The following is a 26,254-nucleotide window of genomic DNA, read 5'->3' as shown; positions in this document are numbered from 1 at the left end:
CAGCCGGATGAGGGTACGGGCGAAGCGGTGCACATCACTCTTGCGCTCCGGCCGTACCCTCACCCCAACCCTTCTCCCAGCGGGAGAGGGGCTTTAAAGCATCAAGCCTTGTTCTCAGCCTGCGCCTTCTCGCAGTCCGCCTGGCTCTTCTGCATGGTGAAGCCCTGGCCCTTGCACGCATTCTGGCCTTTACAGGCATTGCTCGCCTGCTTGCATGCGCCGTGGCCCTTGCAGGCCGAGGAGTTCATGCACTTGACCGACGCCGTCGCGCCCTGGGCCTTGTCGCCCTTGGCGTTGTCGGCCATGGCGGCGGAGGCCGCGGTCAGGGCGAACAGGCCGGCGACCATCGCGGCCATCGCGCCGCTCTGCAGAGTCTTCTTCATGGTTCAACTCCCTCTCGAGGTGTGGGTGCCGCCCGGGGCGGCGGTAATGTCCAGTCCGTGCGCCGGTGGCGCGGGTCGGTCTCGACGGCGGGCATTCTGCGCGCCCCAGGGCGGGGGCGAATGTGTCCTGGTATCCGTGGTTCATGCCCGATCGTCCGGTCGCGCGGAACTTCGGCGATGCCGGACCCCGGGCAAGAAAGCGTGGACGCCCGGGCATGGCGGGGCTGCCGGGTGCGGCCGAAGATGCCGCCCACTCTCCTCGACCGGACCACTCCGATGCGTACTTTCCTTGCTGTCCAGGCCTCGCGCCTGCTCGATCTGCTGCATGCCGGACGCTGGCTGGGGCCCTTGGTCATGCGCCTGGGCTTCGGCTATTTCTGGCTGGAGACGGGCATCGCCAAGGTGCAGCACGTGGATGGCTTTGCCGAGCGCTTCGCCAGCTGGAACATTCCGTTTCCGCTGCTGAGCGCCACGGTGTCGGCCTGGACCGACCTGATCGGCGGCGCCCTGCTGATGCTGGGCCTGTGCACGCGCCTGGTCAGCGTGCCGATGCTGATCAATATGATCGTCGCGCTGACGGTGGTGGTGTCGCGCGATATCTCGGGCCTGGACGAATACGTCGAGAGCTCCGAATTCACCTACATCCTGATTCTGTTCTGGCTGCTGATGGCCGGCCCGGGCAAGGCGAGCCTGGATACCTTGCTGGCGCGCTGGCTGGGCATCCGCACGCGGGACTGAAACGCACGAGGCGCGGTGGATGCCGCGCCTCGCCGATGCCGCTGCGGTGCAAGGCAGCTCAGTAGGCGAATTCGCGGAACACCGGATCCACGCTGCCGTTCCACGCGCCATTGAACAGTTCGAGCTTGCGCTCGGCCGGCGTCTGGTTCGCTTCGACGATCTCCAGCAGCGGCTCCAGGAAGATGCTCTCGTCGGCGCCGTTGCGGTTGAGGCGGGCGCGGCGCTTGAGGCCGTGCGCGGCGATCTTCAGCGTTTCGGCGGCCAGCTCGCGTACCGAGTGGCCGCGGAACGGCAGCTTCAGCGCATGCTTGGGCACGCCGTCGCGCAGCGCGTGGCGTTCCTCGCGGCTGAAATCCTTGACCAGGTCCCAGGCCGCGCCCAGCGCCTCGTCGTCATACAGCAGGCCGACCCACAGCGCCGGCAGCGCGCACAGGCGGTTCCACGGGCCGCCGTCGGCGCCGCGCATTTCCAGGTACTGCTTCAGGCGCACTTCCGGGAAGGCGGTGGTGAGATGGTCGGCCCAGTCCTTCATGGTGGCGTGCGTGCCGGGCAGGGCCGGCAGCTCGCCGCGCAGGAAGCGCTTGAAGTCCTGGCCGGCCAGGTCGATGTAGCGGCCGTCCTGGTAGCTGAAGTACATCGGCACGTCGAGGATGTAGTCGACGTAGCGCTCGTAGCCGAAGCCGTCCTCGAACACGAAATCCAGCATGCCCGTGCGGTGCGGGTCGGTATCCGTCCACACCTGCGAGCGGTACGAGAGGTACCCGTTCGGCCGGCCGTCGGTGAACGGCGAATCGGCGAACAGCGCGGTGGCGATCGGCTGCAGCGCGAGGCTGGTGCGGAACTTGCGCACCATGTCGGCTTCGGTTTCGAAGTCGAGGTTGACCTGCACGGTGCAGGTGCGTGTCATCATGTCCAGGCCGAGCGAGCCGACCTTGGGCATGTACTCGCGCATGATCTTGTAGCGGCCCTTGGGCATCCACGGCATTTCGTCGCGGCGCCACTTCGGCTGGAAGCCCATGCCGAGGAAGCCGATGCCGAGGTCGTCGGCGATCGAGCGCACTTCGTTCAAGTGCGTGTTCACTTCGCAACAGGTCTGGTGGATGTTCTCCAGCGGCGCGCCGGAGAGCTCCAGCTGGCCGGCCGGCTCCAGGGTCACCGAGGCCTTGTCGCGCGACAGCGCCACCGGCGTGTCGCCTTCGCGCGCGACGTCCCAGCCATAGCGTTCGGCCAGGCGCTCCAGCAGCACGCGGATGCCGCGTTCGCCTTCGAAGGTGGGCGGGCGCAGGTCGTCGGTGAGGAAGCCGAACTTCTCGTGCTCGGTGCCGATGCGCCAGGCTTCGCGCGGCTTCTCGCCGGCGGCGAGATAGTCGACCAGCTGCTGGCGGTCGCCAATGGGCGTGCTCTTGACGGCACTGGGTATGGACACGATCGGCTCCTTCGCGGGAATCGCAGCACTGTGGGGGTGATCGCGGGATTTTCAAAGTGCCGCGTTACATGAAGCCCCTCTTCCCTTGGGAGAGGGGTTGGGGTTGGGGTGAGGGTGCGGGCGGAGCGCAAGAGTGATATGCACCGCTCCCGGCCGGACCCTCATCCGGCTGCCGCCACCTTCTCTCCCACGGGGACTACCTTCGGGTCGCCGAGGGGAGAAGGATTCCACCCGAAGGGTTGAGGCTAGCGATCCGGCGACGAGGCGCGCACCGGGAAATCGATCCGCATCCGCGCGCCGCGCCCGCAGCTGCCATCGAGGATGCTGAAGCTGGCGCCGTGGGCGCGGGCCGATTCCTCGACGATGGCCAGGCCCAGGCCGCAGCTGTCGCCGTCGCTGTTGGGACCGCGGTAGAAGCGCTCCTTCACCTTTTCGCGGTCGGCCGGCGGGATGCCGCTGCCGGTGTCGTCCACTTCCAGGAACGGCCGCCCGCCCTCCACGCCGCAGCGCAGGGTGACGTGGCCGCCGGCGGGCGTATGGCGGATGGCGTTGTCGACCAGGTTGATCAGCAGCTCGTGCAGCACCCAGTACACGCCGGCCACGCGCGCCGGCTGGCAGTCGGCGCCCAGGTCGATGTCATGGGCCAGGGCGCGGTCCAGCGAGGCGCTCACCACCTGGGCGATCAGCTTGCCCAGGTCCACCGGCAGGAAGCGGCTGGAGCCGTGCGCCGACGGCTCGGCGCGGGCCAGCGCCAGCAGCTGGTTGGCGGTATGCGCAAGGCGGTCGACGCCGCCATGCAGCAGGGCGATGCGTTCATGCAGCGGCGTGCCGGCGGTGTCGCGGGCCAGCACTTCCAACTGGGCCTTCACTCCGGTGAGCGGCGTGCGCAGCTGGTGCGCCGCGTTGGCGAGGAAATGCTGCTGCGACAGCGCGGAGTCGCGCACCGTGCCCAGCAGCGCATTGAGCGATTCGACCAGCGGCAGCACTTCGCTGGGCACGTTGTCGGTGGGCAGCGCGGTGAGATTGTGCGAGGGGCGGTTGGCGATCTGGTCGCGCAGCCGCTGCAGCGGGCGCAGCGCCACGCTGATGCCGAACAGGGCGATGCCGAACACCAGCAGCATCTGGATGCTGTCGTTGACGCCGAAGGACAGGTCCATCCGCTGCACCGCCATGTCGCGGCGCAGCGGCGTCTCGCCCACGGTAATGACCAGCGGCTCGCCGCCTTCGATCACGCGGTAGCTCACCAGGCGCAACCCCAGCCCCTGGTAGCTGGCGTCGGCGTAGGCGAATTCGTCGTCCTTCTCGGCCGGCACGATCGGCAGGTCTTCGGAGCCGGCGTAGGTCGAGCCCTGCGTATTGCTGACGCGATAGAAGAAGCGTTCTTCCGGCAGCGCGCGCAGCGGCGGCGGCGGATGGTCCGGCAGCATGATGTCGAACTGGCCGCCGGGCTGGCGGTGGATCTGCGTGGCGATCGCCAGTACCGCGCGCGCCAGCGAGCGGTCGAACGAGGCGTAGATCGGCGACACGATCGAGTGATGGTCGATCGCCACGCCGACCACCAGCATCACCGTCAGCGGGGCCAGCAGGTAGCCCAGCAGGCGGCGGCGGACGCTGGGGCGCCGCGGAGTGATGTCAGCCGTCCTCGAGCCGGTAGCCGAGGCCGCGGATGCCGCGGATCGAGGCCGAGTCGCCCAGCTTGCTGCGCAGGCGCGACACGTGCACTTCGATGGCGTTGCCGGAGATGTCCTCGCTCCAGCCGGCGATGGCCTGGGTCAGGCGCTCCTTGCTCACCACCTTGCCGCTGTGGTGTGCCAGGCATTCGAGGATGGACCATTCGCGGCGGGTCAGTTCCAGCGCCTCGCCCGCGGCATTGATGGCGCGGCGGCCGGCCAGGTCGATGCGCAGGCCGCCGACGGTGAGCTCGTTGGCGCTGGCGGCGCTGGCGCGGCGGATCAGGGCGCGGCAGCGCGCGGCCAGTTCCGGCAGGGCGAAGGGCTTCACCAGGTAGTCGTCGGCGCCCAGGTCGAGCGTGCTGACGCGGTCGTCCAGGCCGTCGCGCGCGGTGACGATCAGCAGCGGCAGGCCTTGGCCGGAGCGGCGCAGGCGGCGCACTAGGCTCAGGCCGTCCTCGCCGGGCAGGCCTAAGTCGATGATGGCCAGGTCGTAGTGGGCGCTGTCCATCATCCCGGAGACCGGCTCGGCGGTGCCCACGTGGTCGACCACATAGCCCTCGCCGGTAAGGCCACGGACGATGCCATCGGCCACCAGCGGATCGTCTTCGACTAGCAATATGCGCATAAGAGGCACGTTGAACGGAGTGCCCGGCATGCTAGCAGGCCCATGCCCGGGGGAAATAGCCGGTACCGGCTAAGAAAAAACTAAGGTCGCCGCGGACCGGTGCTTCGAATACGCCGCCATCACGCCTAAGCGTTTTCCACGGCGCAGGTTTCGAGCGAGCAAGCCGCCAATTTCGTACAAATACTGGATGTGCGGGATGCGCTCTGAATCTCCCGCCCAAACCACACCGCGCCCACGGGGCGCCGGCAAAAATGATCGCCACGGAGACGCCCGCGGCGCTGCCCGGAACGGGCGATCGACCTTTCCGGCACGGCGGCGGCCACTCCGTGTTTCCCCTGCTTCGACCCCCGAAGCGCCATGGATCATCAATCAGGCGAGGATTTGCCATGTCATACATTTCGATTGGAAAAGAGGATTCCCGCTACGAGACCTTGAAGAAGGGTTTCAACCAGCGCTGGCCATCTCCCGGCCAGGACGCAGGCTCGATCTACGTCTGCCGCACCGTGGAAGATGCCGAGCGCGCCTTGCAGAACGCCGTGAACCAGGGCTTGCGCCCCACCGTCCGCAGCGGCGGGCATTGCTACGAAGGCTTCGTATCCAACAATTCCGGCGGCGTCATCATCGACATCGGCCAGCTGACCGAGCTGAGCATCCACGACGACGCGGACAACCCCTTTTACCGCGTCGGCGCCGGTACGCAGAACTGGGACGGCTACGTCAACCTGTTCAAGCTCACCGGCAGCCTGCCGCCGGGCGGCTCGTGCTACTCGGTCGGCGTGGGCGGCCACGTGGTGGCCGGCGGCTACGGGCTGATGTCGCGCATGCACGGCCTGACCGTGGACTGGCTCAAGGCGGTGGAGCTGCTGACGGTGGGCAAGAACGGGGCGGTGGAGCGCCGCCTGGTCGATGCCACTAACGATCCGGACCTGTTCAAGCTCTGCCGCGGCGGTGGCGGCGGCAACGTCGGCATCATCACCAGCTATTACTTCGACCCGCTGCCCAAGGCACCCGCCAAGGTGGCGCTGTTGACGAAGCAGTATCCGTGGGCGCAGTTCGCGAACGACAAGCCCAGGTTCAAGGCTTTCCTGCAGGCCTATGCCAACTACATGAAGCGGGCCGACAGCGACCCCCGTACCTATGGCCTGTTCACCTTGTTCAAGCTCACGCATATCAGCGCGGGCAACATCGGCCTGGTGGTGCAGTACACGGACCAGAACGGACAGCTGGAAGACACCCAGCCGCTGCTCGACCTGATCAATGCCATGGACTCGGTGGCGGAGGGCGCGCCGCACACCGCCTACATGCCGGGCACGGGGCCGCTTCCGTTTGCGCGGCATCCTGTCTCGCGCCAGGCCGTCGGCGAGCTGCCGGAGGGCGCCATCGTGTACGACTGGCTGTATGCGACGCAGACGGTCAACGGTTCGGGCAACAACCAGCGCGGCAAGTACAAGTCCTCGTACATGAAGGACGTCTTCACCGAGCACGAGATGGATGCGCTCTTCAAGTACCTGGTGCAGAAGGGCGATGGCGACTTCTCGCAGTCGCTGGTGCAGGTCGATTCCTACGGCGGCGCCATCAACCACAAGGCCGCGGGCAACAATGGTTTCGATCCGGCTGCGAACAAGACTGCGGTATTCCAGCGCAATTCGATCATGAAGCTGCAGTACCAGACCTACTGGACCGACAGCGCCAACGACGAGAAGCACATCCAGTGGCTGCGCGACTTCTACTACGAAGTGCACCGCTTCGACGGCTATAACGGCACGCCGTATCCGAAGTCGCTGGCCTTGCCGGCGTCGCGCTACGAGGGCTGCTATATCGGCTATCCGGACGTCGACATGCTGACCGGCGAGGACCCGTCCAAGCCCTACTACAACTGGGGCGAACTCTATTACGGGCCGCTGTACAAGGAGCTGGTCGCCACCAAGAACAAGTACGATCCAGGCCGGATCTTCCGCTTCTCGATGTCGCTGGGGGCCACGCCGCCGCCCGTTCACCGCGGCTGACGACCGAAGCCGCGCCAGCAGGCTCTGTGCGTTGCGGGGCCTTTCGGAGCATGCCACGCGGTGGCATGGGCTATGAGGCCGATCCGGGAGCATGCGTGCTCCCGGATCGTTCGAGCCCGTCAGCCAACGATCGCGGCCAGTCCCAGGGTAAGCAGCAGCGCGATGATCGAGATCAGCGTCTCCAGCACCGTCCAGGTCTTGAGCGTCTGCGTCACGGTCATGTTGAAGTACTGCTTCACGATCCAGAAACCGCCGTCGTTGACGTGGGACAGGATCAGCGAACCGGCACCCGTGGCCAGCACCATCAGTTCCGGATGCACCGCCTTGCTCGCCGCCGCGGCGATCGGCGCGACGATGCCGCAGGCCGTGCCCATGGCCACCGTGGCTGAGCCGGTGGCGATGCGCAGCAGGGCGGCGATCAGCCAGCCCAGCAGCAGCGGCGAAATCTGCGAGGACTGCGTCGCGGCGATGATGGCGTGGGAAACGCCCGAATCCAGCAGGATGCGGCCGAAGCCGCCGCCCGCGCCCACCACCAGGATGACGGTGGCCGTCGGCGCGAGGCAGTCGTTGGTGAAGCCGAGGATGGTCTCGCGGCTGAAGCCACGGCGCTTGCCGAAGGTGTAGAAGCTCAGCAGCACCGCGACCAGCAGGGCCACCACCGGATTGCCGAGGAAGGCCAGCAACTGGTTGGCCGCGCCGCCCGGCGTGGTCAGCAGGTCGGCCCAGGTGCCGACCAGCATCAGCAGCACCGGCAGCAGCAGCGTGGCCAGCGCGATGCCGAAGCTCGGCAGCTCGCGCGACCCGTCCATCTCGACGAATTCCTTCTCCAGCGGATTGTCGCCCTCGACGACGACGTAGCGCGTGATCCAGCGGGCGTACAAAGGCCCGGCGATGATTGCCGCGGGCAGGCCTACCAGCACCGCGTAGAGGATGGTCTTGCCGATGTCGGCCTTGTACGCGGTGACCGCCAGCAGGGCCGCGGGATGCGGCGGCACCAGCCCATGGACCACCGAAAGGCCGGCCGCCATCGACAGGCCGATCAGCAGCAGCGGCAGGCCGGCGCGCCGGGCGATATGGAAGGCCACCGGTATCAGCAGCACGAAGCCGACGTCGAAGAACACCGGCAGGCCGACGATAAAGGCCACGAACATCATGGCCCAGTGCGCGCGCCGCTCGCCGAATGCGGCGATCAGCGTATGCGCGATGCGTTCGGTGCCGCCGGACTCGGCCATCATCTTGCCGAGCATGGTGCCCAGCGCGATCAGCAGCGCGATATGGCCCAGCGTATTGCCGGCGCCGGTCTCGAACGCCTTGACGATGCCCTTCATCGGCATGCCGACCGCCGCACCCAAGCCGAGCGACACGGCCAGCAGGGCGACGAAGGGATTGAGCTTGAGCGCCGCGATCAGATAGATCAGGACGCCCACGGCCACGGTTGCCGCCAGCAGCAAGGCATCGCCTTGCAACAGAAAGTTGGTTTGTATGGGGTTCATTGCCTCACCGGTGCGCGATGGATACGGGACACCGGCTCAAGATGCCTGACAAAACGCTCCTGTCGGTTGGCAATCGCCTTTGTCCGCGTTGTTTTCAGCAGACTCCTATAGCTACGCATCGCAATGATGCGAAAGCTCTTACCCGAAGGCCTGAAATCTCGGGCGCGACCGCTGAGATTCCATGGGCTGACTACGCCGCCGTCGGTTTCTTGTAGGCCACGCAGTCGACCTCGACCTTGCAGTCCACCACCATGCTCGACACCACGCAGGCGCGCGCCGGCGGGTGCGCGCCGAAGTACTGCTTGAACACGCGGTTGAACGAAGGAAAGTCGCGTGGATCGTCCAGCCACACGCCGCAGCGCACGACGTGCTCGGTGCCGTAGCCGGCTTCTTCGAGAATGGCGATCAGGTTGCGGATGGTCTGGTGCGACTGCTCGATGATGCCGCCGTGGATCACCTCGCCGTCCACCATCGGCGTCTGCCCGGAGACGAACAGCCAGCCGTCGGCACCCGCGGCGCGCGCAAAGGGCAGATGCTGGCCGCCGGTGCCGGAGCCGCCTTCGACGCCGAATCGAACGATGGGATCGGTCATGCTTGAGTCCTCGGATGTTGGAGTGGATGGAAATCAGGCGGTAGCCGCGGCGGCATGCGCCGCCGCCTGCCGGGGAAGGTAACGCCCTGCGCGCTGCGGCAGCGCGCGGCCCTGGCGATAGGACAGCACGCCGTTCACCCATACGGCCTCGATCCCGGCCGCCTGCTGCCGCGGCTGGTCGAAGGTGGCCGTGTCGCGCACGGTGGCGGGGTCGAACAGCACCAGGTCGGCCCAATAACCCGGGCGGACGAAGCCGCGCCCGGCCAGGCCGAAGCGCTCCGCCGACTGCCCGGTCATCTTGCGCACGGCGGTGGCCAGGCCGAACAGGCCGCGTTCGCGGCTGTAGTAGCCCAGCACGCGCGGAAACGCGCCCCACAGGCGCGGATGCGGATGCACGTCGTGCGGCAGGCCGTCGGAACCGATGGTGGTGGCGGGATGCGCCAGGATGTCCGAGACGTCCGCATCGGACATGTTGTGATAGACGGCATTGGCCGGTTGCAGGCGGTGCGCGGTCTCCATCAGATCCATGCCCCAGAGTTCGGCGATCTGCCTGAGCGTGCGCCCGGCCATTTCCGGATGCGGCACCGATGCGGTGACGTCGATCTCGATGTCATCGGTGACCTGCTTCAGGTCGAGCGTGGACGAGCTGGCGATATAGGGATAGGCATCGCAGCCGACCGCATGATCGCGCTGCGCCGCCTCGATGGCGTCCAGTACCTCGCCCGCGCGGCCCCAGTTGGCGGCGCCGGCGCATTTCAGATGCGAAATCACCACCGGCGCCCGCGCCTGCCGGCCGATCCGGCAGGCTTCGTCGATGGCGCCGAGGATGCCGGCGAACTCGGTGCGCAGATGCGTCGCGTAGATGGCGCCGGCCGCCGCCAGCGGCTCGGCCAGCGCCATCACCTCCTCGGTGGTGGCGGCAAACGCATTGCCGTAGGCCAGTCCGGTGGACAGGCCCAGCGCGCCATGCGCCAGCGCCTCGCGCAGCTGGCCGCGCATGGCGTCGATCTCCGCCGGCGTGGCGCAGCGGTCCAGCCGGTCCATATGGTTCTGGCGCAGCGAGGTATGGCCGACCAGGGCCGCCACGTTCACCGCCGGCTGCGCGCGCTCGATGGCTTCGACGTAGGCGGCGAAGGTGGGATAGGCAAACGCCTGCGCCGGACCGAGCAGGTTCATCGGGTCCGGCGGCTCGCCGCCCAGGGCGACGGGCGCGGCGCTGATGCCGCAGTTGCCGACCACCACCGTGGTCACGCCCTGCGACAGCTTGGGCAGCATCTGCGGCTCGCGGATCAGCTGCAGGTCGTCGTGCGTGTGCACGTCGATGAAGCCGGGCGCGAGCGTCAGGCCAGCGCCGTCGATTTCATCGATGCCGCGCCAGCGGCTGACCAGCGCGTGGCCGATCTCGGCGATGCGGCCGTCTTCGATGGCGACGTCGAACAAGGTGTCGTCCATGTCGGCGCCGCTGCCATCGACGATGCGGACGCGGCGGATAAGAGTGTGAAAGTGCTGCATGGCGATCCTCGGTCGGTAGGAAATATCTAGGCTGGTGCGTCGGTAGCTGCTGGTCGTGATGGAAAGATCTGACGGTTAATTCTGAAAATTGGATCGGTGCGATGGCGTCGGCGTTCGCGTGCGTTCAAGATCGATGACCGTTCGCCTATGATCAATTTTTTCCGTGACATCCCCCGGTATTTAGGACAATTCCCTATGCCCGACCGAAAGTCGCCGAGCGGCCTCATGGCCGCCACCGTCCATCCGCTCGACAAAGGCATCGGCGGGCTCGACGCGCCCTGTGCGCCGGAAGAGGTCGCCGCGCGCGGCTGGAATCTGTTCGAGGAAGACCTCAGCCTGCCCACGGCCGTGCTGTCGCAGCCGCGGCTCGAGCACAACCTGGCATGGATGCAGCGCTTCGCCGCCGAATACGGCGTGCAGCTCGCGCCGCACGGCAAGACCACCATGGCGCCGCGCCTGTTCGCGCGCCAGCTCGACGCCGGCGCCTGGGGCATCACGCTGGCGACGGCGCAGCAGGTGCGCGCGGCGTATGCGCATGGCGTGCGGCGCGTGCTGATGGCCAACCAGCTGGTGGGGCGGCGCAATATGGCGATCGTCGCCGAGCTGCTGGCCGATCCGTCGTTCGAGTTCTTCTGCCTGGTCGACAGCGTCGAACAGGTGCGGCAGCTGGCGGCGTTCTTCGGCGCGGCCGGGCAGCGCGTCCAGGTGCTGATCGAGCTCGGCGTGCAGGGTGGCCGCACCGGCGTGCGCGACGAGGCGCAATGGCAGGCGGTGCTCGAAGCGCTGGCGCAGGCGCAGGGCACGGTCAAGCTGGCCGGTGTGGAAGTCTACGAGGGCGTGCTGAAAGACGAGGCAGTGATCCGCGCCTTTCTGCAGCGTGCGGTCGAGGCCGTGCATGCCCTGGCGCGGGCGGGCCGCCTGGAACGTGCGCCTGCGGTGCTGAGCGGTGCCGGGTCGGCCTGGTACGACGTGGTGGCCGAAGAATTTTCCAAAGCCGATATCGGTGTGCCGCTCGATGTGGTGCTGCGCCCGGGCTGCTATCTCACGCACGATGTCGGTGCCTACCGCGCCGCGCAGACGCGCATCCAGGCCAGCAACCCCATCGCGCAGCGCATGCAGTCCAGCCTGCTGCCCGCCCTGCAGGTATGGGCCTACGTGCAATCCGTGCCGGAACCGGAGCTGGCCATCGTGGCGCTGGGCAAGCGCGATGCCGCCTTCGACGCGGGTTTCCCGCTGCCGGCCGCGCACTTCCGGCCCGGCAGCTCCGCCCCCGCGGCCGCGCCGGAGCACTGGGCGATCACCGGCATGATGGACCAGCACGCCTATCTGAAGATCGCCGCCGGCGACGATCTTCGCGTCGGCGACATGCTCGCCTTCGACATCTCCCATCCCTGCCTGACCTTCGACAAGTGGCGGCAGATTCCCGTGATCGACGATGCCGGCCAGGTGGTCGACATCGTGCAGACCTATTTCTGAGACGGCAGGACGAACAGCAATGACGCAGATCCTGGCCTTCGGCGAGCCGCTCGCCGAATTCAACCAGACCCGTCCGGACAGCGCCGCATGGCAGCTCGGCTACGGCGGCGACACCTCCAACTTCTGCATCGCCGCCGCACGCCAAGGCGCCGAGGCGGGCTATATCGGCGCCGTCGGCGAAGACCGCTTCGGCGATGGCCTGCGCCAGCTATGGGAAGCGGAGCAGGTCGAGCACACCCATGTAGTGACGGACGAACAGGCGCCGACCGGCGTGTACTTCGTGTCGCACGATGCGTCGGGACACCATTTCGACTACCTGCGCGCCGGTTCCGCCGCCAGCCGCTATGCGCCGGACCGGCTGCCGCGCCGGGCCATCGCCTCGGCGCGCGCGCTGCACCTGTCGGGCATCAGCCTGGCGATCAGCCAGAGCGCCTGCGATGCCGGCCTGGCCGCGATGGAAGAAGCGCGCGCGGCCGGCGTCATGGTCTCGTTCGACACCAACCTGCGGTTGCGCCTGTGGCCGCTGGCGCGGGCCCGCGCCGTCATGCGCGAAGCGCTGCGGATGTGCGAGGTGTGCCTGCCGAGCTGGGACGACGTCACCGCCTTGCTGAATTGCGACGACCGCGACTTCATCGTCGACACGCTGCTGGGCTACGGCGTCGAGCTGATCGCGCTGAAGATGGGCGCGCAGGGTTGCTACGTCGCCACGCTGCATCAACGCACCCTGGTGCCGGCGTACGCGGTGGAGGCGGTCGATGCCACCGGCGCAGGCGATTGCTTCGGCGGCGCCTTCGTCGCGCGGCTGGTGGCAGGCGACGATGCCGTGGCGGCGGCGCGCTATGCCAACGTGGCCGCGGCACTGTCGACCACCGGCTACGGCGCCGTCGCTTCCATTCCGCATGCCGCGGCGGTGTACGGGGCGCTGGAGAAATACGCCTGCGCTTCGTGAGTGCAGGCCAGGCCCGATAGGCATCGCGCCATCGGCGTCATCCAGCGCGAGGGGCGCGGGTCACCGCGCCCCTCGCGGATGAACCGTCAGGATCGCCACCGCCGGCGAAGCCGGCACGACAGGCGCGACATCGGGCAGGGCCGCGCCGGCCGTGGCGGCCACCGCCGGCCCGGCCTCCTGCAACAGCGACGATGCCTCCGCCTGCCTGTTCATCACGATGATGCTGATGCGCCGGTTGACCGGGTCGGCCGGATTGCTGCGGTCGAACGGCACTGAGGCGGCCAGGCCTACGACGCGGGCGATCTTGTCTTCGGTCAGGCCGCCGGCGAGCAGGGCGCGGCGTGCGGCGTTGGCGCGGTCGGCCGACAGTTCCCAATTGCTGTAGCGATGATCGCTGTTGTACGGCGCGTCGTCCGTATGCCCGGACAGGCTGATCCGGTTCGGCACGCGGTCGATGAAACCCGCCAGTTCCTCAAGAATCGTCATGGTGTACGGCCGCAGCTGGGCGCTGCCGATGTCGAACATGGGGCGGTTCTGCTTGTCGACGATCTGGATGCGCAGGCCTTCGGGCGTGATGTCCAGCAGCAGCTGGTCCTTGAACGGGGCCAGGGCCTGGCTGTTCTGGATCGCCGCCTGCAATTGCTGCATCAGGTCTTCCAGCCGCGCCCGTTCCTGCCGCCGCGCTTCTTTCTCGATCTCCTTCGGGTCCACGCTGGCCGCGATGCCGCCTTGGGCTTTGCCGCCGGGAGCGCGCGCCAGATCTTTCGCGCCACCGAGCTTGATCATGCTCGTGCTGGCGCCGCCCGGCCCGGTCTGTCCCGGTGGCGCCATGGTGGCGGTGCCCTGCGTCATGCTGGGATTCTTGAAATACTCGGAAATCGCCGCGCGCTGCTCGCGCGTGCCGGCGCCGATCAGCCACATCACCAGGAAGAACGCCATCATCGCCGTGACGAAGTCGGCGTAAGCCACCTTCCAGGCGCCGCCATGATGGCCGCCATGGCCGCGCCGCTTCACCCGCCGCACCACGATGGGCGGCAGCTGGCCCTGCTCGCTCATGCCGTGGCCTTGGCGCGCGGCGCCTTGAGGTGATCCTCCAGGTCCTGGAAGCCCGGGCGGGTGTTGGTGGAAAGCGACTTGCGCGCGAACTCCACGGCTACCTTGGGGTTATAGCCGCGCAGATTGGCCAGCAGGGCGATCTTCACGCACTCGAAGGCCTTGCCGTCCTCCTGCACCCGGTTCTCCATTGCCGCGCCGAGCGGACCGACAAAGCCGTAGCACAGCAGGATGCCGAGAAAGGTGCCGACCAACGCGCCGGCGATATGCATGCCGATGCGCGAGGTATCGCCATCGAGCTGGGACATGGTGGTGACGATGCCGAGCACCGCCGCCACGATGCCGAAGCCCGGCAGGGCGTCGGCCAGCTTGGTCACCGCCAGCGCGGGCGCCACCGCCTCCTGGTGGTGCGCTTCCAGCTCCACCTCCAGCAACTGCTCCAGCTCATGCGGATTCATGCTGCCGCCGACCATCAGCCGCAGGCAGTCGGTGGTGAATTCGATCAGGTGATGCTCGCGCAGCAGCCGCGGATAAGCCGAGAACAGCGGGCTGGACTGCGGGTCCTCCACGTGCTGCTCCAGGCTGAGCAGTCCTTCCTTGCGCATCAGGCTGAACAGGTCGTAGAGCATCGCCAGCAGATCCACATAATCCTGCTTGCGATACTTCGGCCCCTTCAGCAGCCCCAGCGCATCGCGCGCCGCCGCCTTCACCACCTTGGACGGATTGGCCGACAGAAACGCACCCAGCGCACCACCGCCGATGATCAGCAACTCATACGGCTGCCACAGCGCAAGCATCTGCCCATGCGACAACAGAAAACCGCCAAGCACGCATCCAAGCACCACGACGGCGCCGATCAGGACCAGCATATTCGCTCCGGGGGACGGAGCCTCTTGCTCCGTGTCCGGGTCTTATCGGCGCGGGGGTAAAAAAATTGAGCCGACCGGCGCCGTGATATGCGTGCTGGAAGAATGAGACGGGCGGTCAATCGCTCCCGTCCATGGCCCCCTAGACTCCGCCCATTCCAATCGCACAGGGGGATTCATGGCTGACAAGCTGAGTTACGACCAGGCGCTGTATCAGGCCAGTGCTCTTATGGGTTGGATCGACAAGGTGGGGCGCGGACCCGGCATCGTGCGGGAGCGCGGCATGACCATTGCCGAGCTGGGACCTCCGGTCGCGCTGAAGCTGCAGACGTTGGACAGCGATATCGGTTCCTCGTGGGACCCGATGGACGGAGACAGGCAGTTGCGTGCGCGCGATCGCCTGGTGGACACGCTGAAGAGGATGCGGCTGCAGCCCGGGACGTCCTTCATGATCGATCCCTCGATGTGGAAAACCGATTGACCGGACAAAGCCAGGGGGAAGGACGGGGAAGCGAGGGAGGCATGGATGCCTCCATTTCCCCGCCCGCATGGCGGCGGAGGCATCCATGCCCCGCGCGCAAGGATCAAAGCCTCTTGCGGAAACCCAGATAGACGTTGTGTTCGCGCAGATGTCCCTTCAGCTGTTCGTCGCGGGCGTGGGCGCGGTTGTCGAACAGATTCGGGTTCGTCGAAATGCGCCCCAGATCGACCTGGCGATAGCCGAGTTCCAGGTGCATGCCTGCCGCGATGCGTAGATCCGCACCGGCGCCCACGGCGTAAGCGGCGCGCACATTCCGGTGAGGTTCGAACGCCCGTTCCGGGCGGGTCTGCCAACCGGACGCCGTCGTCACCGCCACACCTGTACCGAGCATGCCGTAGAGCGACAGGTTCCGCGCCAGCGGCCAGCTCGCGTAGCCGTTGAGCATGAGCCGTTGCGTGCGGGTATGCAGCACGTTGTCATTGGCGGTGAATGGCGCCCAGCGTCCGACATGGCGCGCGTCCGATGGCAAGCTGTATTCCAGCTCGGTGCGGAAAGGCGACTGGTATTGATAGCTCAGGCCCAGGGAGCCATTGAGTGAGTGCGCCGACTTCGGATGCTGCGTGCGATGGGTGACGCGTGGGCTGGTGAGGGTCATGTCCGAGAGTTGCCGATCGGAGTCGAACAGCTTGATGGTTCCGTAAGGCCCCTGCTCCTGAGGGGCGGCCGTGGCCGCAACCGTTGCGGTCAGCAGCAAGCCGGCAATGATGCACTTCGTCATGCGTTACCTCGCTGTTAAAAGTGAGGGCAACGTATAGAAGAGGCTGTCATGCGCCCTACTCGAATTATCCAGAGATGGGTGTTGGTCCGGCGTTGCTTCGGCGGAGCCTCTCCGAAAAATCGCGTCACGCTTCCGGTAACGCAGAACTAGGGAACACCCTAGTAATAACCCCCGGGGATTAGTCCTACATTCGGCTCCATCGCGCATAGCCCCCGGCAAGGAGCGACTCCGATGACTTCGACCAGCGGTGTAGGCGGCAGCGACTCGCAGAACAACGCGCCATCGCTCGGCAATCAAGCAGCGAATCCCCATGGCGGCACGCCGCAGGCGGATGCCGTCGCGGGCACTACGCTGAGCATTCCCGCAGCGACAGTGGGCCTGGATTTCAGCCACACGGTGGCGCCTGGCGAAACGGTCGACGCACTGGCTGCGCGCTACAACGTGGACGCCAATGCCATCCGCGCCGCCAACCCGGATCTGCTGCAGCCGGCGGGCGGCAGCTTCGATTTCACCTCGTCGTTGCCCGAGCTGCAGGACGCGGTCAAGGACGTGCAGCCATGGGCCGGCGTCAGCCTTACCGTCCCGGCGGCCAATCCGCGCATGGTGATGGAACACACGGTGATGCCGGGCGAGACGATCGAATCGATCGCCAAGGACTACGACGTCAAAGCCACCGACCTGCGCCAGGCCAATCTCACGGCGCTGGCCTTGCAGAGCATGCTCACCGCGCCGCCGTCGATCGAATCCGGCCCGGGCAAGCTCGGCCTGATCGATACCTCCAGGCTCACCGGCGTGCAGCTCACCGTGGCGCAGACCTATAACAAGTACGGCGCCGCCATCGAAGGCCTGGCGGACGAAGCCGGCATCAAGGTCAAGGACGTGCTCGGCATCATCACGCAGGAAACGGGTGGCGCGATCGACCCCCATGCGCGCATGACCATCCGCTTCGAGGCACACAAATTCGACCAGGCGATCGACCCGTCGCTGCAGCCGGAATTCGATCTGCATTTCCAGTACAACCAGGCGAAGGGGCTGGGCTACAAAGGACAGAAGTTCAATGCCACGGGCGATCCGGACGATTGGCATGCGCTGCATCCGACCGGTACCGCCAAGGACCAGGACATCAACTGGTCGGCATTCAATTACGCCTATGGCATGAACCCGGAGGCCGCCGCGTCCTCCATCTCGATGGGGCCCGGCCAGGTGATGGGTTTCAACCATGCCACCGTGGGTTACGCCAGCGCGGACGCGATGTACCAGTCGCTGAAGGACAGCGCCTATAACCAGTTCGCCTCGATGACCGATTTTATCGGCGCCAACGCGTCGATGAAGAAAGACCTCAACGACGGCGATTACGACGCCTTCGCCAAGGCCTATAACGGCGGCATTGCCGGCTACGGCGACCATGTAAAGAGCTATGCGGACGCGTTCGACACCATTACCGCCGGCATGCAGCCGACGGGTGCGCCGGCCACTACGGGTCCCGTTGCCGCGCCGTAAATAGAACGCCAAGGCCGATGGAGGCAGCCAGCCGTGCCGGCTGCCTCGCATGCACTGATTACTTCTTCGCCGCCTTGGCCGCGGCTTCCTCTTCCGCGTCGGCCTTCAGATAAGCGGCATAGCCCTTCGCCTCATCCGCCTGCGTGGTGATGTGCAGCGTCACCTCGTCGCTTACCTGCGGCACGAACTTGCCCAGGCCGAAGTCGGAGCGCTTCAGCGTCGCCATCGCCTCGAAGCCCACCGCCGGCAGTTTCAGCCGCGGGTTCTCGCCCACCTTGTTGATGGTGACATCCAGCGTTACCGGCCTGGTGATGCCGTGCACGGTGAGGTTGCCCGTCACCTTCAGCTGGTTGGCCATGGCGGTGGTCTCGACCTTGGTGCTTTTGAAGGTGGCGGTGGGGAAGCGGGCCAGGTCGAAGAAGGCGGGAGAGCGCAGGTTCTCGTCCAGGTCGGGGATGCCGCTGCTCAGGTTGGCCAGGGGAATGGTGACCATTACCGAAGCCATGCGCGGATTGGCGGGGTCGAACTCCAGCGTGCCCTCGACGCGGGTGAACTGCGCCGTGGGGTTGGCGAAGTCCAGGTGGCTCCAGCGGAGGGTGCCCATGGAGTGGTTGGGCTCCAGCGTATAAGTGGCCGCCCAGAGCGGGCAGGCGGCGAGGGCGAGCGCAAGGGCGAAGGCGGTACGGCGGATCATGGGCAGGGCTCCAGGGCTGAGGTCGGCGCGGGGCCGATGGTGGGTCTCCAGCACGCATCGGCGTGCCTCGGCACCGTGCCGGCGGCGGCGTGGGAAGTCCTGAAAAAGCGTCTGAATTGGCCTGAAGAGTTCTGAAGCAAGGCCGGGTTGCCTTCGGTTGTGGCCCGCAAACGTTGATGCGACTATCCGGCGGCTTTCCCCAAGGTGGCGATAAACAGTGAGTTACGTGCCCTCCGACCCCGAGCGCTCGACGCGCGCAACCCTGCGCATCGGCGACTGGATCGTCGACCCGATGGCCGACCAGCTGTCGCGCGACGGCAACGTGCTGCGCGTCGAAGCCCGCACCATGCGCCTGCTGCTGTGCCTGGCGGACCGCGCCGGCCAGGTGGTCAGCATCGACGAATTGCTCAACGAGGTATGGGCGGGGGTGATCGTCACGCCGGATTCGGTCTACCAGGCGGTGACGTCCTTGCGGCGCTTGCTGGGGGACGATCCCAAGCAGCCGGCGTATATCGCCACCGTGCCGCGGCGGGGGTATCGGCTGATTGCGGCCGTGCAGGCCTTGCCGGACAAAACGGCCGCATCCGTTGAAATGCCCGCAGCGAAGCCGGAGCCGCTCAGGGTTCCCAGGCAGGGGCGAGGCGCCTTGGTCGGCTCAGCCCTGGCGCTCGCCGTGATCCTGCTGTCCTGCGGCGCCATCTCCGCCTACTGGCTGCTGCGCGACCATCCCGCCGCGCAGGCCGCTCGCGGCGCCCGCTCCATCGCCGTGCTGCCCTTCCTCGACCTCACCGACAAGATGAACGAGGAGCCGTTCGCCGACGGCATGACCGAGGAGCTGATCGACCAGCTCAGCAAGTTCCCCGGCATGCAGGTGTCCGCGCCGACCTCGTCGTTCTATTACAAGGACAAGCAGGTGCCGGTGGCGGATATCGCCAGGTCGCTCGGTGTCGCCTATGTGCTCGACGGCAGCGTGCGGAAGTCGGGGGATACCATGCGCGTGGCGGCGCGGCTGGTTCGCGCGGCGGATGGGTTCGTGGTGTGGTCGGCGACGTACGACCGGCCCTTGGGCGACAAGCTCAAGGTGCAGGATGAGATTGCCGGCGAGGCGGCGAAGGCGTTGACGCCAGCGATTCGATAATTAGGTCCGCACCTCTCACCTTCGTCATTCCGGCGCAGGCCGGAATCCAGTGGCGATATCGACTGGTTTTCGCGAGAAGCCATCCAGCTCTATCGCGAAAACCGCGCACTCCCGCCACTGGATTCCGGCCTGCGCCGGAATGACGGTATTAGGCTCCGTTGCCGGAGTCGGTTGCGCAGCGGCTCAATGAAGCTGTTTTTTGCGGCTTCGAACCGAACGTCACGAAGCTCGCCGCCGCCAGCACCCACGCGCCGATGCCGCCATACAGCATCACCCAGTGGAAGCCCTGGACCAGCGCGTCGTGCGCCGGCGCGCCGTAGGAAGAGAGATTGCCGGCGGCGATCTGGTTGGCGGTATCGCGTAATGCCGATGCGTCCGCCGCGCCGGGAATCGCACGTTTCAGGTACGCAAGTATCCCTTCGATCAGCAGGAACCCCATCAGCGCGATATTGATCGCCAGGGTGATCAACCGCGCGCTCATATCGATGCCCGATGCCATGCCGGCACGCGCCGTCGGCGCCGAGCCCGTCGTGGTATTGGACACGGGCGTATTGGTCATTCCCAAGCCGATGCCCGCGAGCACGCAGCCGGTCAGCAAGGCGGCCAGCCCGTGCAGCGGCATGACGAAGAAGCCCAGGCCGATGGTGAACAGGCCGGCGGGAATGACGGCGCGCGGTTGATAGCGCACTGTCAGTTTTTCGGCGAGCGGCGGAATCACCAAGGTCGGCAGCGTGTACGCGAGCAAGGCCAGGCCCGAGGTGACGACGCCATAACCCAGCACCGACTGGAAATAGATCGGCAGATAGATCATGAAAGGCCAGAAGCTGAAGTTCATACCCATCGAGCCGTACAGCGCACCGGAGAACGGACGGATCCGGAACACCGAAAAATCGAACATCGGATGCGCGTGGTTTTTCTCCACGTACAGGAATGCGGCGAAGCAGGCGGTGGCCCCGAACAGGGCGATCAGCACCAGCGGGTGGTGCAGTCCAAGCGACGGCCCCTGCGTGATGAAATAAGTCAGCCCGAATACCGCCAGCGACATCGACACGATGCCCGCCAGGTCCAGATGCCTGGCTTCCGGATCGCGCGATTCGTCGACGCTCCATGCAATCAAGGCCAGCGTGACCAGCGACAGCGGCACCTGGATGAGGAACACCCAGGTCCAGTCCAGCCAGACGGCAATCGCACTGCCGATCATCGGCCCGAAGCCCAGCCCCACGCCGAAGATGATCCCCCACGCCGCAAACGCACGGCTGCGCGCCGGCCCCTCCTGGAACTGGTGCGACAGCGCGGCGATCTGGCAGATCACCATGGCGCCGCCGCTCATGCCCTGCAGGAAGCGGCTGGCGATCAACACCGACGCATCGCGCGCCAGCCCGCAGGCCAGCGAAGTGATGCCGAACGCCACCACGCTCAGCAGCAGCATGCGCTTGCGTCCATAGCGGTCGGCCAGCGTGCCGGAGGCCATCAGTACCGTGGTGCAGGCGATGGTGTAGGCATTCATGATCCACTGCGCGCCGCTGAAGCCGGTGTGCAGCAATTTTTCCACGGTCGGCAGCACGGCCGGCACGCTGGAGATCTCCAGGCCGAACATCAGGGCCGCGAGGCAGATCGCTACGGCGGCGACGGCGTTTCGATGGGTGGGGGAGGGCGCCACGGTGGACTCCGGGTCGAAAGGCAAACGCCGGCCGCACGCGGCTGGCCGCGCGGCTTATGCATCGCCGAGGGAGGAGGGGAAGGCCTTTATTTTCGGCACGCGCCATCCATGATGGAAATGATTTATTTTTGTCGCCCCCATTAAGGCTGTTCATCAATCGCCCATGGACTTCGACCCCGCCCTGCTGCGCGCCTTCGTCGCCGTGAAAGAGGCTGGCGGCTTCACCCGCGCCGCCCAGCGCCTGAACCTGACCCAGTCCGCGATCAGCCATCAGATCCGGCGCCTGGAAGAACAGGTGGGCCGGCAGCTGCTCTACCGCACCACGCGCGCGCTGACCCTGACGGAGGACGGCGAGGAGTTTCTGCAGTACGCGCAGAAGATCCTCGACACGCTGGACAGCATGGCGCGCCGCTTCCGGCCGTCGCCGATTTCCGGCGTGGTGCGCTTCGGCGTGCTGGAGAATTTCCTCGGCGACCGCCTGCCCACTTTGCTGTGCCAGTTCGGCCGCGCGTTTCCGTCGGTGCGGCTGGATGTGAGCGTCGGCATGAACCTCGATCTGATGCCGATGATCAAGGCCGGCGAACTCGATCTGGCGGTGGTGATGACCGCGCCGGACGACAAGGAAGGCACGCCGCTGCGCCGTACGCAGTTCGTATGGGTGGCCGCGGAGACCTTCGACGTGCCCGCGGGCGCATCGTTGCCGTTCGCGTTCTTTCCTTCGCCGTGCATCAACCGCCAGGTCGGCATCGCCTCGCTGGAGGGGAAGGACGTGCCGTGGCATGTCGTATTCACTTCGCAGAGCCAGCAGGGCATCCGCGCGGCGATACTCGCGGGGCTGGCGGTGACGGTGCTGGCGCGCGACGACGTGGAGCCGGGCATGAAGATCGTCGATGGGCAGTACGGGCTGCCGTCGCTGTCCAAGGTGGACTTCACCCTGGTCTGGAGCAGCGGCGGCAAGACGCCGGCGGCGGTGGAGTTCGGGCGGATGATCGAGCAGATGACGCGGGTTCCGCTCGCGGCCAGCCACGGCTGAGCGCAGGCCGGGCGGCTGGCGCCTGCGCTATGCTTTTAGAAGAACAGGGGAAATGCATTATCCATGCGTAAATGGGGCTTGCTGCTGGTCCTCGTGCTGCTCGGGCTGGTCGCCCTGCACTGGTCGCGGCAGCGTCCGTCCGTGCCGGCTGCCGGCGTGCTTGCTCCCGCTGCGCCCATCCAGGACGACATCGCCAACGGCACCGTCCTGCAGCGTGGCGACGTCAGCCTGCTCACGCGTGCTCATTTCGAGCTCACCGCGCGCGTGCTTTCCCGCGAGGATTACCGCTTCGATGCCGGCGCTTCGCTGGCGCCGGTGGATCTGGCGCTCGGCTGGGGCCCCATGTCCGACAGCGCCGTGCTGGCGAAGATCTCGATCAGCCAGTCCCATCGTTTCTACTACTGGCGCGTCGAGGAGTTCCCCATCCCGCAACGCGATATCGAAATCTCCAGCGCCAATATGCACATGATCCCCGCCGACGATGCGGTGCGCCGCGCGCTGGAGCGGGTGCGGCCGGGGCAGGTGATCCACCTGCAGGGCTTTCTCGTCGACGCCAGCCGGCCCGATGGCTGGCGCTGGCATACCTCGATGACGCGCGAAGACACCGGCAATGGCGCGTGCGAGCTGGTGTTCGTGGAAGAAATCGGCACGGTGAGCCGCTGATCCCGCGGCAGAGGTTTTTGCCGTACCCTGCTGCCACCCCACTCCCACGGAGTACCCCCATGAAAGCGTTCTGCGCTGCTGTGCTGCTTTGTGGCTTGATCCAGGGAACGCCCGCGCTCGCCGCACCACCCGCGGCATCGCCTTTGCTCGGCACCTGGGCGGTGGACACCGCGCGCCTGCCCATGGCCGCCGCGGCGCGCCCGAAGAGCGTCACCTTCACGTTCGCCGAGGCGGGCGGCAACAAGCTCAAGACCGAGGTCGATATCGTCGATGCCGGCGACGTGCGGATCCATTCGAAGTCCACCGTGGGTACCGATGGCGTTCCGGGTTCCATCACGGGCGGCATGGAGGCCGACACCGTGGCATTGACGCAGCCGGCGCCGAACGTGCTGGTGATGGTGTTGAGCAAGGCCAGGACGCCGGGTTCGACGCGCATCTACGTCGCCGCCCCGGATGGCAAGTCGATGGTGGAAACGGCCACCTATTTCGGCGACAACGGCACGCCGATCATCCGCACCAACTACTTCACGCGCGTGCGCTGACACGGCGGCGCACGCACACGCAGACCGCCGGCGCCCGCATCAAGGCGTCGGCAGCTGCGCATCCAGGAAGGCGTAGATATCCGCAAACTCCGTCGCCTCCGCGCCCAGCGACACCTGGATGCCGTGCCCGCCGTTGGCATTGGTGCGGATCCAGATCGGCTTGCCGCTGGTATTGGCGGCACGCAGCGCGGCGGCGAACTTGCCCGTCTGCCACGGATCGACGCGGCTGTCGTTGAGGCTGACGTCCAGCATCACCGGCGGATAAGCCGTATGCGGCTTGATGTTCTGGTACGGGTCCGACGCCAGCATGTAGGGGAAGTCGGAAGCCTTGCCCGGGTCGCCGAATTCGCCGATCAGGTTGGCGCCGTTGTGCGCGTGCATCAGGCGGATCGGATTGACGAAAGCCACGCGCAATACCGCGGCGCCGAACGCCTTCGGCTCGCTCACCAGCGCGCCGCCGAGCAGCAGGCCGCCGCCGCTGCCGGAAATCAGGCTGGTGCGTTCCGGGCGGCTATAGCCCAGCTTGCTCAGCGCCTGCACGCCGGCAATGAAATCCTCCACGCCCTTGTGCTTGTTCGGGCCCTTGCCGTCCTGGTGCCAGGACTCGCCCTTCTCGCCGCCACCGCGCACGTGCGCATAGGCAAAGATATTGCCGTGCTTCACCCACTCCAGGCGCACGGGATTGAATACCGGCACCACCGACAATCCGAACGTGCCATAGCCCCACAGAATCGCGCGATGGCTGCCGTCCGCCACCGCATCCTTGCGGTGCAGGATGGTGAGCGGCACGTGGGTGCCGTCCTTGCTGACGTATTCGGTTTCGGTGGTCTCGATCATGCTGTAGTCGGCCGGGCTGGACTGGTCCTGGCCGAGCGTGTGCATGGCGCTGTCCTTGGGGTCGTAGCGCCAGGATTTCGGCGGCGTGGTCCAGCCGCGCAGTTCCAGCAGGAAGCCGTCCTGGTTGTCGTCCGCGTGGAACAGCGAGGCGGCGCCGGCCAGCGGCATCGGTACCGCGCTGGACTTGCCGCTGGCGTAGTCGATGCGCCGCACGCTGTCGATGCCGTTGCGGGTGACCTTCACGTACAAGGCGTCGCGGGCCGGCGCCAGTTTCTGCGTGTCGGTCAGCACCAGGCCGACCACGATGTCGTCTTGCTCCAGCGGAAGCACGGAGCGCGCCTGCGCCAGCGTGGCATCGGCCTGCGAGAGATCGAGCGCCAGCACTTCGCCGTTGGAGCGCTTGTGCGCGGAGACGAGATAAAGCGTGTCGCCATGGACCACGGCTTCCTGCACCTGGTCCTCCTGCGCGGCGATGCAGCGCCAGTGGACGCCGGGCTTGATCGCCTCGGCCTGCGGGGCGACGCAGTAGCGCGTCTCCGGTTGCGCGCCCGTGACGGCAGCGACGGCCCAGCGCGAGCCGGTGGGAAATTTGATAGTGGGAAAACGGTTTGACGGAATCTCGAACGAGGCATTGACGCCTTCGCCCTTGCCCGCGCGCAGCAGGATCGGATCCTGCGCCGCGGGCGCACCCAGGCGATGGAAGCGCAGGCGCATGTCCTGCAGCGGGTCGCCGTTCGTGCGCTGGTCCGCCGGGGCCATATGCGTATACGCGAAGCCGCTGCCGTCGGGCAGCCAGTCGGCCGCGAACTCGCCCCACACCGGTTCCACCGCATCGCCGGTGGGCTTGCCGGTCTTGACGTCGAACACTTCCAGCCGCGTGACTTCGGCGCCGCCGCGGTCGGTATTCACCGCCACCTTGCTCCCGTCCGGCGACGGTGCGAACAGCGTGATCGAGGCATGGCCGCCTTCGCCGGCAAGCGTGGCCGGATCGAGCAGCACACGTTCCTTGCCGTCGGCCTCGCGCAGCATCAGCGTGCCGCTGCCCTGGCCTTCCTGGCGGATAAAGAACAGGCGCCCGCCGACATGGCGCTGGGCGCGATGAACCACTTCGCTGCCGCTGGTCTTCTGCAGGGTTTCCTGCCAGGCCTTCAATGTCGGCAAAGCGTCGAGTTTCGCGCGCGTGTAGTCGCCTTGCGCGGTCAGCCACTTCTGGAATTCGGGATTCGGCTCGTTTTCCATCCAGCGGTACGGATCGCTGACCGTATGGCCGAAGATCTGCTCGGTCACGTTCACGCGGCGCGCCGGCGGCGGGCCATCGTTCTGCTTGGCGAAAGCCGCCGATGCAAGCATGCAGGCGATCAGGGCGAGGCCAAGGGAAGCGTGTCGGCGCGGCGAAGCGGACCTGCGGCTCATGCGGTGTCCTTGCGAGCGAGGAAGCGCAGGAGCTTAGCTTCGTTCGCAGGAACCTGTCGTCATAACCGCCGTTAGTCATTACTGCCGGGCGGAATGTGATCGTCATCGCACTTCGCTGGCTCGTGTGCAGCACGCAAAGAACTGCATGGCCTCGCCAGCCCATATGCCATGCGGAATCACATTGCCTTCACGTCAACGGGCGGTTGATAAACATTCGGACATGAAAGGCGCGCCCTCCAGGGCGTTTCAAGGAAACGGCCGCGGCAGCTGGCCACCGACGCATGCAGGGGGCATCGCGTGAAAGGACAGGAAGGGACGTCGCCACGGATGACATCGCCCAGTACATCGCCTCTGCTTCCGCTTCGCCGCAACGCTTCGCCACGGCATGCCTGTCCCGCTCATGCGCGGTCCGCCTGATCCCCATTCGCTTTCACCGCAGCCGCGCTCACTGCGGTAGACGCGTACGCGTCCCATCCGAGCGCACACCATCAAGGAGTACGACCCATGCAGATCGATCACATCGTGGAAGGCTGGCTGAAGGGCTCCGATAACGTGGACGGCTACGCCAATCCGGCGGGCTCGCTGTACACCGAAGGCCAGGCGGCCACCATCGCGGCCGTGACCAGCCCGGAAATCGCGCTGGATACCCGCTGCAGCGGCTGCACGGCTTCGCGCCCCGGCTTCTGCTGTTGATTTGATTCGCCGCAGCCGTGGCCGTGCCAC

At 66.7% G+C, this 26,254-nt stretch carries 24 protein-coding genes; 11 read left to right on the top strand and 13 right to left on the bottom strand.

Features of this window, described 5'->3' with window-relative positions; all coding sequences use genetic code 11:
• Positions 1-101: 101 nt before the first annotated feature.
• Positions 102-383, bottom strand: coding sequence for a hypothetical protein (locus FHW85_RS10900; RefSeq protein WP_167253654.1), 282 nt, complete (start codon positions 381-383; stop codon positions 102-104).
• Between the two features lie 276 nt (positions 384-659).
• Here FHW85_RS10900 and FHW85_RS10895 point away from each other — a divergent pair, with 276 nt between their 5' ends.
• Entirely contained in the window at positions 660-1,121 is a 462-nt protein-coding gene (locus FHW85_RS10895; protein ID WP_246866725.1) for a DoxX family protein, read from the top strand.
• 58 nt (positions 1,122-1,179) lie between these two features.
• Here the strand turns inward: FHW85_RS10895 and FHW85_RS10890 are convergent, their stop codons facing one another.
• The 3 genes from FHW85_RS10890 to FHW85_RS10880 all read right to left on the bottom strand — a co-directional run bounded on the left by FHW85_RS10890 (position 1,180) and on the right by FHW85_RS10880 (position 4,845).
• Positions 1,180-2,547, bottom strand: a complete 1,368-nt coding sequence (locus FHW85_RS10890; protein WP_167253658.1) for a glutamate--cysteine ligase — start codon at positions 2,545-2,547, stop codon at positions 1,180-1,182.
• Positions 2,548-2,792: 245 nt separating this feature from the next.
• Positions 2,793-4,112, bottom strand: coding sequence for a sensor histidine kinase (locus FHW85_RS10885; protein WP_168648246.1), 1,320 nt, complete (start codon positions 4,110-4,112; stop codon positions 2,793-2,795).
• Between the two features lie 67 nt (positions 4,113-4,179).
• A complete protein-coding gene (locus tag FHW85_RS10880; RefSeq protein ID WP_167253662.1) occupies positions 4,180-4,845 on the bottom strand; it encodes a response regulator in 666 nt (221 codons plus the stop codon).
• Positions 4,846-5,231: 386 nt separating this feature from the next.
• Between FHW85_RS10880 and FHW85_RS10875 the strand changes: the two genes are divergently transcribed.
• On the top strand, positions 5,232-6,851 hold the full coding sequence (locus FHW85_RS10875; RefSeq protein ID WP_168648245.1) for an FAD-binding protein: 1,620 nt from the start codon (positions 5,232-5,234) through the stop codon (positions 6,849-6,851).
• 119 nt (positions 6,852-6,970) lie between these two features.
• Here the strand turns inward: FHW85_RS10875 and FHW85_RS10870 are convergent, their stop codons facing one another.
• The 3 genes from FHW85_RS10870 to FHW85_RS10860 all read right to left on the bottom strand — a co-directional run bounded on the left by FHW85_RS10870 (position 6,971) and on the right by FHW85_RS10860 (position 10,448).
• Complete coding sequence (locus tag FHW85_RS10870) at positions 6,971-8,344, bottom strand: gluconate:H+ symporter (RefSeq protein ID WP_168648244.1); 1,374 nt, start codon at positions 8,342-8,344, stop codon at positions 6,971-6,973.
• A gap of 190 nt (positions 8,345-8,534) precedes the next feature.
• Positions 8,535-8,936, bottom strand: coding sequence for a RidA family protein (locus tag FHW85_RS10865; RefSeq protein ID WP_167253668.1), 402 nt, complete (start codon positions 8,934-8,936; stop codon positions 8,535-8,537).
• Positions 8,937-8,969: 33 nt separating this feature from the next.
• A complete protein-coding gene (locus FHW85_RS10860; RefSeq protein WP_168648243.1) occupies positions 8,970-10,448 on the bottom strand; it encodes a D-aminoacylase in 1,479 nt (492 codons plus the stop codon).
• Between the two features lie 225 nt (positions 10,449-10,673).
• On the opposite strand from FHW85_RS10860, the gene FHW85_RS10855 reads away from it, so the two are divergent.
• Together FHW85_RS10855 and FHW85_RS10850 are read left to right on the top strand one after the other, a co-directional pair.
• A complete protein-coding gene (locus FHW85_RS10855; RefSeq protein WP_210427760.1) occupies positions 10,674-11,924 on the top strand; it encodes an amino acid deaminase in 1,251 nt (416 codons plus the stop codon).
• A 19-nt stretch (positions 11,925-11,943) separates the two neighbouring features.
• Positions 11,944-12,873, top strand: coding sequence for a sugar kinase (locus tag FHW85_RS10850; RefSeq protein ID WP_168648241.1), 930 nt, complete (start codon positions 11,944-11,946; stop codon positions 12,871-12,873).
• 60 nt (positions 12,874-12,933) lie between these two features.
• On the opposite strand, the gene motB is transcribed toward FHW85_RS10850, so the two are convergent.
• Positions 12,934-13,929 (bottom strand): flagellar motor protein MotB, encoded by a 996-nt coding sequence (gene motB / locus FHW85_RS10845; RefSeq protein WP_168648240.1) that lies wholly within the window; start codon positions 13,927-13,929, stop codon positions 12,934-12,936.
• Positions 13,926-14,795, bottom strand: a complete 870-nt coding sequence (motA, locus tag FHW85_RS10840) for a flagellar motor stator protein MotA (RefSeq protein ID WP_167253678.1) — start codon at positions 14,793-14,795, stop codon at positions 13,926-13,928. The genes motB and motA overlap by 4 nt, the downstream gene beginning before the upstream one ends.
• Positions 14,796-14,970: 175 nt before the next feature.
• On the opposite strand from motA, the gene FHW85_RS10835 reads away from it, so the two are divergent.
• A complete protein-coding gene (locus FHW85_RS10835; RefSeq protein ID WP_167253680.1) occupies positions 14,971-15,273 on the top strand; it encodes a hypothetical protein in 303 nt (100 codons plus the stop codon).
• A 103-nt stretch (positions 15,274-15,376) separates the two neighbouring features.
• On the opposite strand, the gene FHW85_RS10830 is transcribed toward FHW85_RS10835, so the two are convergent.
• Positions 15,377-16,051 (bottom strand): outer membrane beta-barrel protein, encoded by a 675-nt coding sequence (locus FHW85_RS10830; RefSeq protein WP_168648239.1) that lies wholly within the window; start codon positions 16,049-16,051, stop codon positions 15,377-15,379.
• A 231-nt stretch (positions 16,052-16,282) separates the two neighbouring features.
• On the opposite strand from FHW85_RS10830, the gene FHW85_RS10825 reads away from it, so the two are divergent.
• Complete coding sequence (locus tag FHW85_RS10825; RefSeq protein ID WP_168648238.1) at positions 16,283-17,551, top strand: N-acetylmuramidase domain-containing protein; 1,269 nt, start codon at positions 16,283-16,285, stop codon at positions 17,549-17,551.
• Positions 17,552-17,609: 58 nt separating this feature from the next.
• On the opposite strand, the gene FHW85_RS10820 is transcribed toward FHW85_RS10825, so the two are convergent.
• The gene (locus tag FHW85_RS10820) at positions 17,610-18,245 is read right to left on the bottom strand and encodes a YceI family protein (RefSeq protein WP_167253686.1); all 636 of its coding nucleotides are present in this window, start codon (positions 18,243-18,245) and stop codon (positions 17,610-17,612) included.
• Positions 18,246-18,462: 217 nt separating this feature from the next.
• Between FHW85_RS10820 and FHW85_RS10815 the strand changes: the two genes are divergently transcribed.
• The gene (locus tag FHW85_RS10815) at positions 18,463-19,383 is read left to right on the top strand and encodes a winged helix-turn-helix domain-containing protein (RefSeq protein ID WP_343203691.1); all 921 of its coding nucleotides are present in this window, start codon (positions 18,463-18,465) and stop codon (positions 19,381-19,383) included.
• Between the two features lie 148 nt (positions 19,384-19,531).
• On the opposite strand, the gene FHW85_RS10810 is transcribed toward FHW85_RS10815, so the two are convergent.
• Positions 19,532-21,043, bottom strand: a complete 1,512-nt coding sequence (locus tag FHW85_RS10810) for an MFS transporter (RefSeq protein WP_168648237.1) — start codon at positions 21,041-21,043, stop codon at positions 19,532-19,534.
• 163 nt (positions 21,044-21,206) lie between these two features.
• Between FHW85_RS10810 and FHW85_RS10805 the strand changes: the two genes are divergently transcribed.
• The 3 genes from FHW85_RS10805 (at position 21,207) to FHW85_RS10795 (ending at position 23,281) form a co-directional block, all read left to right on the top strand.
• Positions 21,207-22,076 carry a LysR family transcriptional regulator gene (locus FHW85_RS10805; protein ID WP_168648236.1) on the top strand — a complete coding sequence of 290 codons (870 nt, stop codon included), beginning with the start codon at positions 21,207-21,209 and terminating at the stop codon, positions 22,074-22,076.
• A gap of 63 nt (positions 22,077-22,139) precedes the next feature.
• Positions 22,140-22,739: a hypothetical protein gene (locus FHW85_RS10800; protein ID WP_168648235.1), complete on the top strand. Its 600-nt coding sequence runs from the start codon at positions 22,140-22,142 to the stop codon at positions 22,737-22,739.
• Positions 22,740-22,798: 59 nt separating this feature from the next.
• Positions 22,799-23,281 (top strand): hypothetical protein, encoded by a 483-nt coding sequence (locus FHW85_RS10795; RefSeq protein ID WP_168648234.1) that lies wholly within the window; start codon positions 22,799-22,801, stop codon positions 23,279-23,281.
• Positions 23,282-23,320: 39 nt separating this feature from the next.
• On the opposite strand, the gene FHW85_RS10790 is transcribed toward FHW85_RS10795, so the two are convergent.
• Positions 23,321-25,531, bottom strand: a complete 2,211-nt coding sequence (locus FHW85_RS10790; RefSeq protein ID WP_168648233.1) for a prolyl oligopeptidase family serine peptidase — start codon at positions 25,529-25,531, stop codon at positions 23,321-23,323.
• Positions 25,532-26,035: 504 nt separating this feature from the next.
• Between FHW85_RS10790 and FHW85_RS10785 the strand changes: the two genes are divergently transcribed.
• A complete protein-coding gene (locus tag FHW85_RS10785; RefSeq protein ID WP_167253698.1) occupies positions 26,036-26,224 on the top strand; it encodes a DUF6229 family protein in 189 nt (62 codons plus the stop codon).
• Positions 26,225-26,254 lie beyond the last annotated feature (30 nt).

It is taken from the genome of Dyella sp. SG609, assembly GCF_012275375.1.
GTDB lineage: Bacteria > Pseudomonadota > Gammaproteobacteria > Xanthomonadales > Rhodanobacteraceae > Dyella_D > Dyella_D marensis.
The sequence above is the reverse complement of the archived record's forward strand: the minus strand, read 5'-3'. Positions and strand labels throughout refer to the sequence as shown.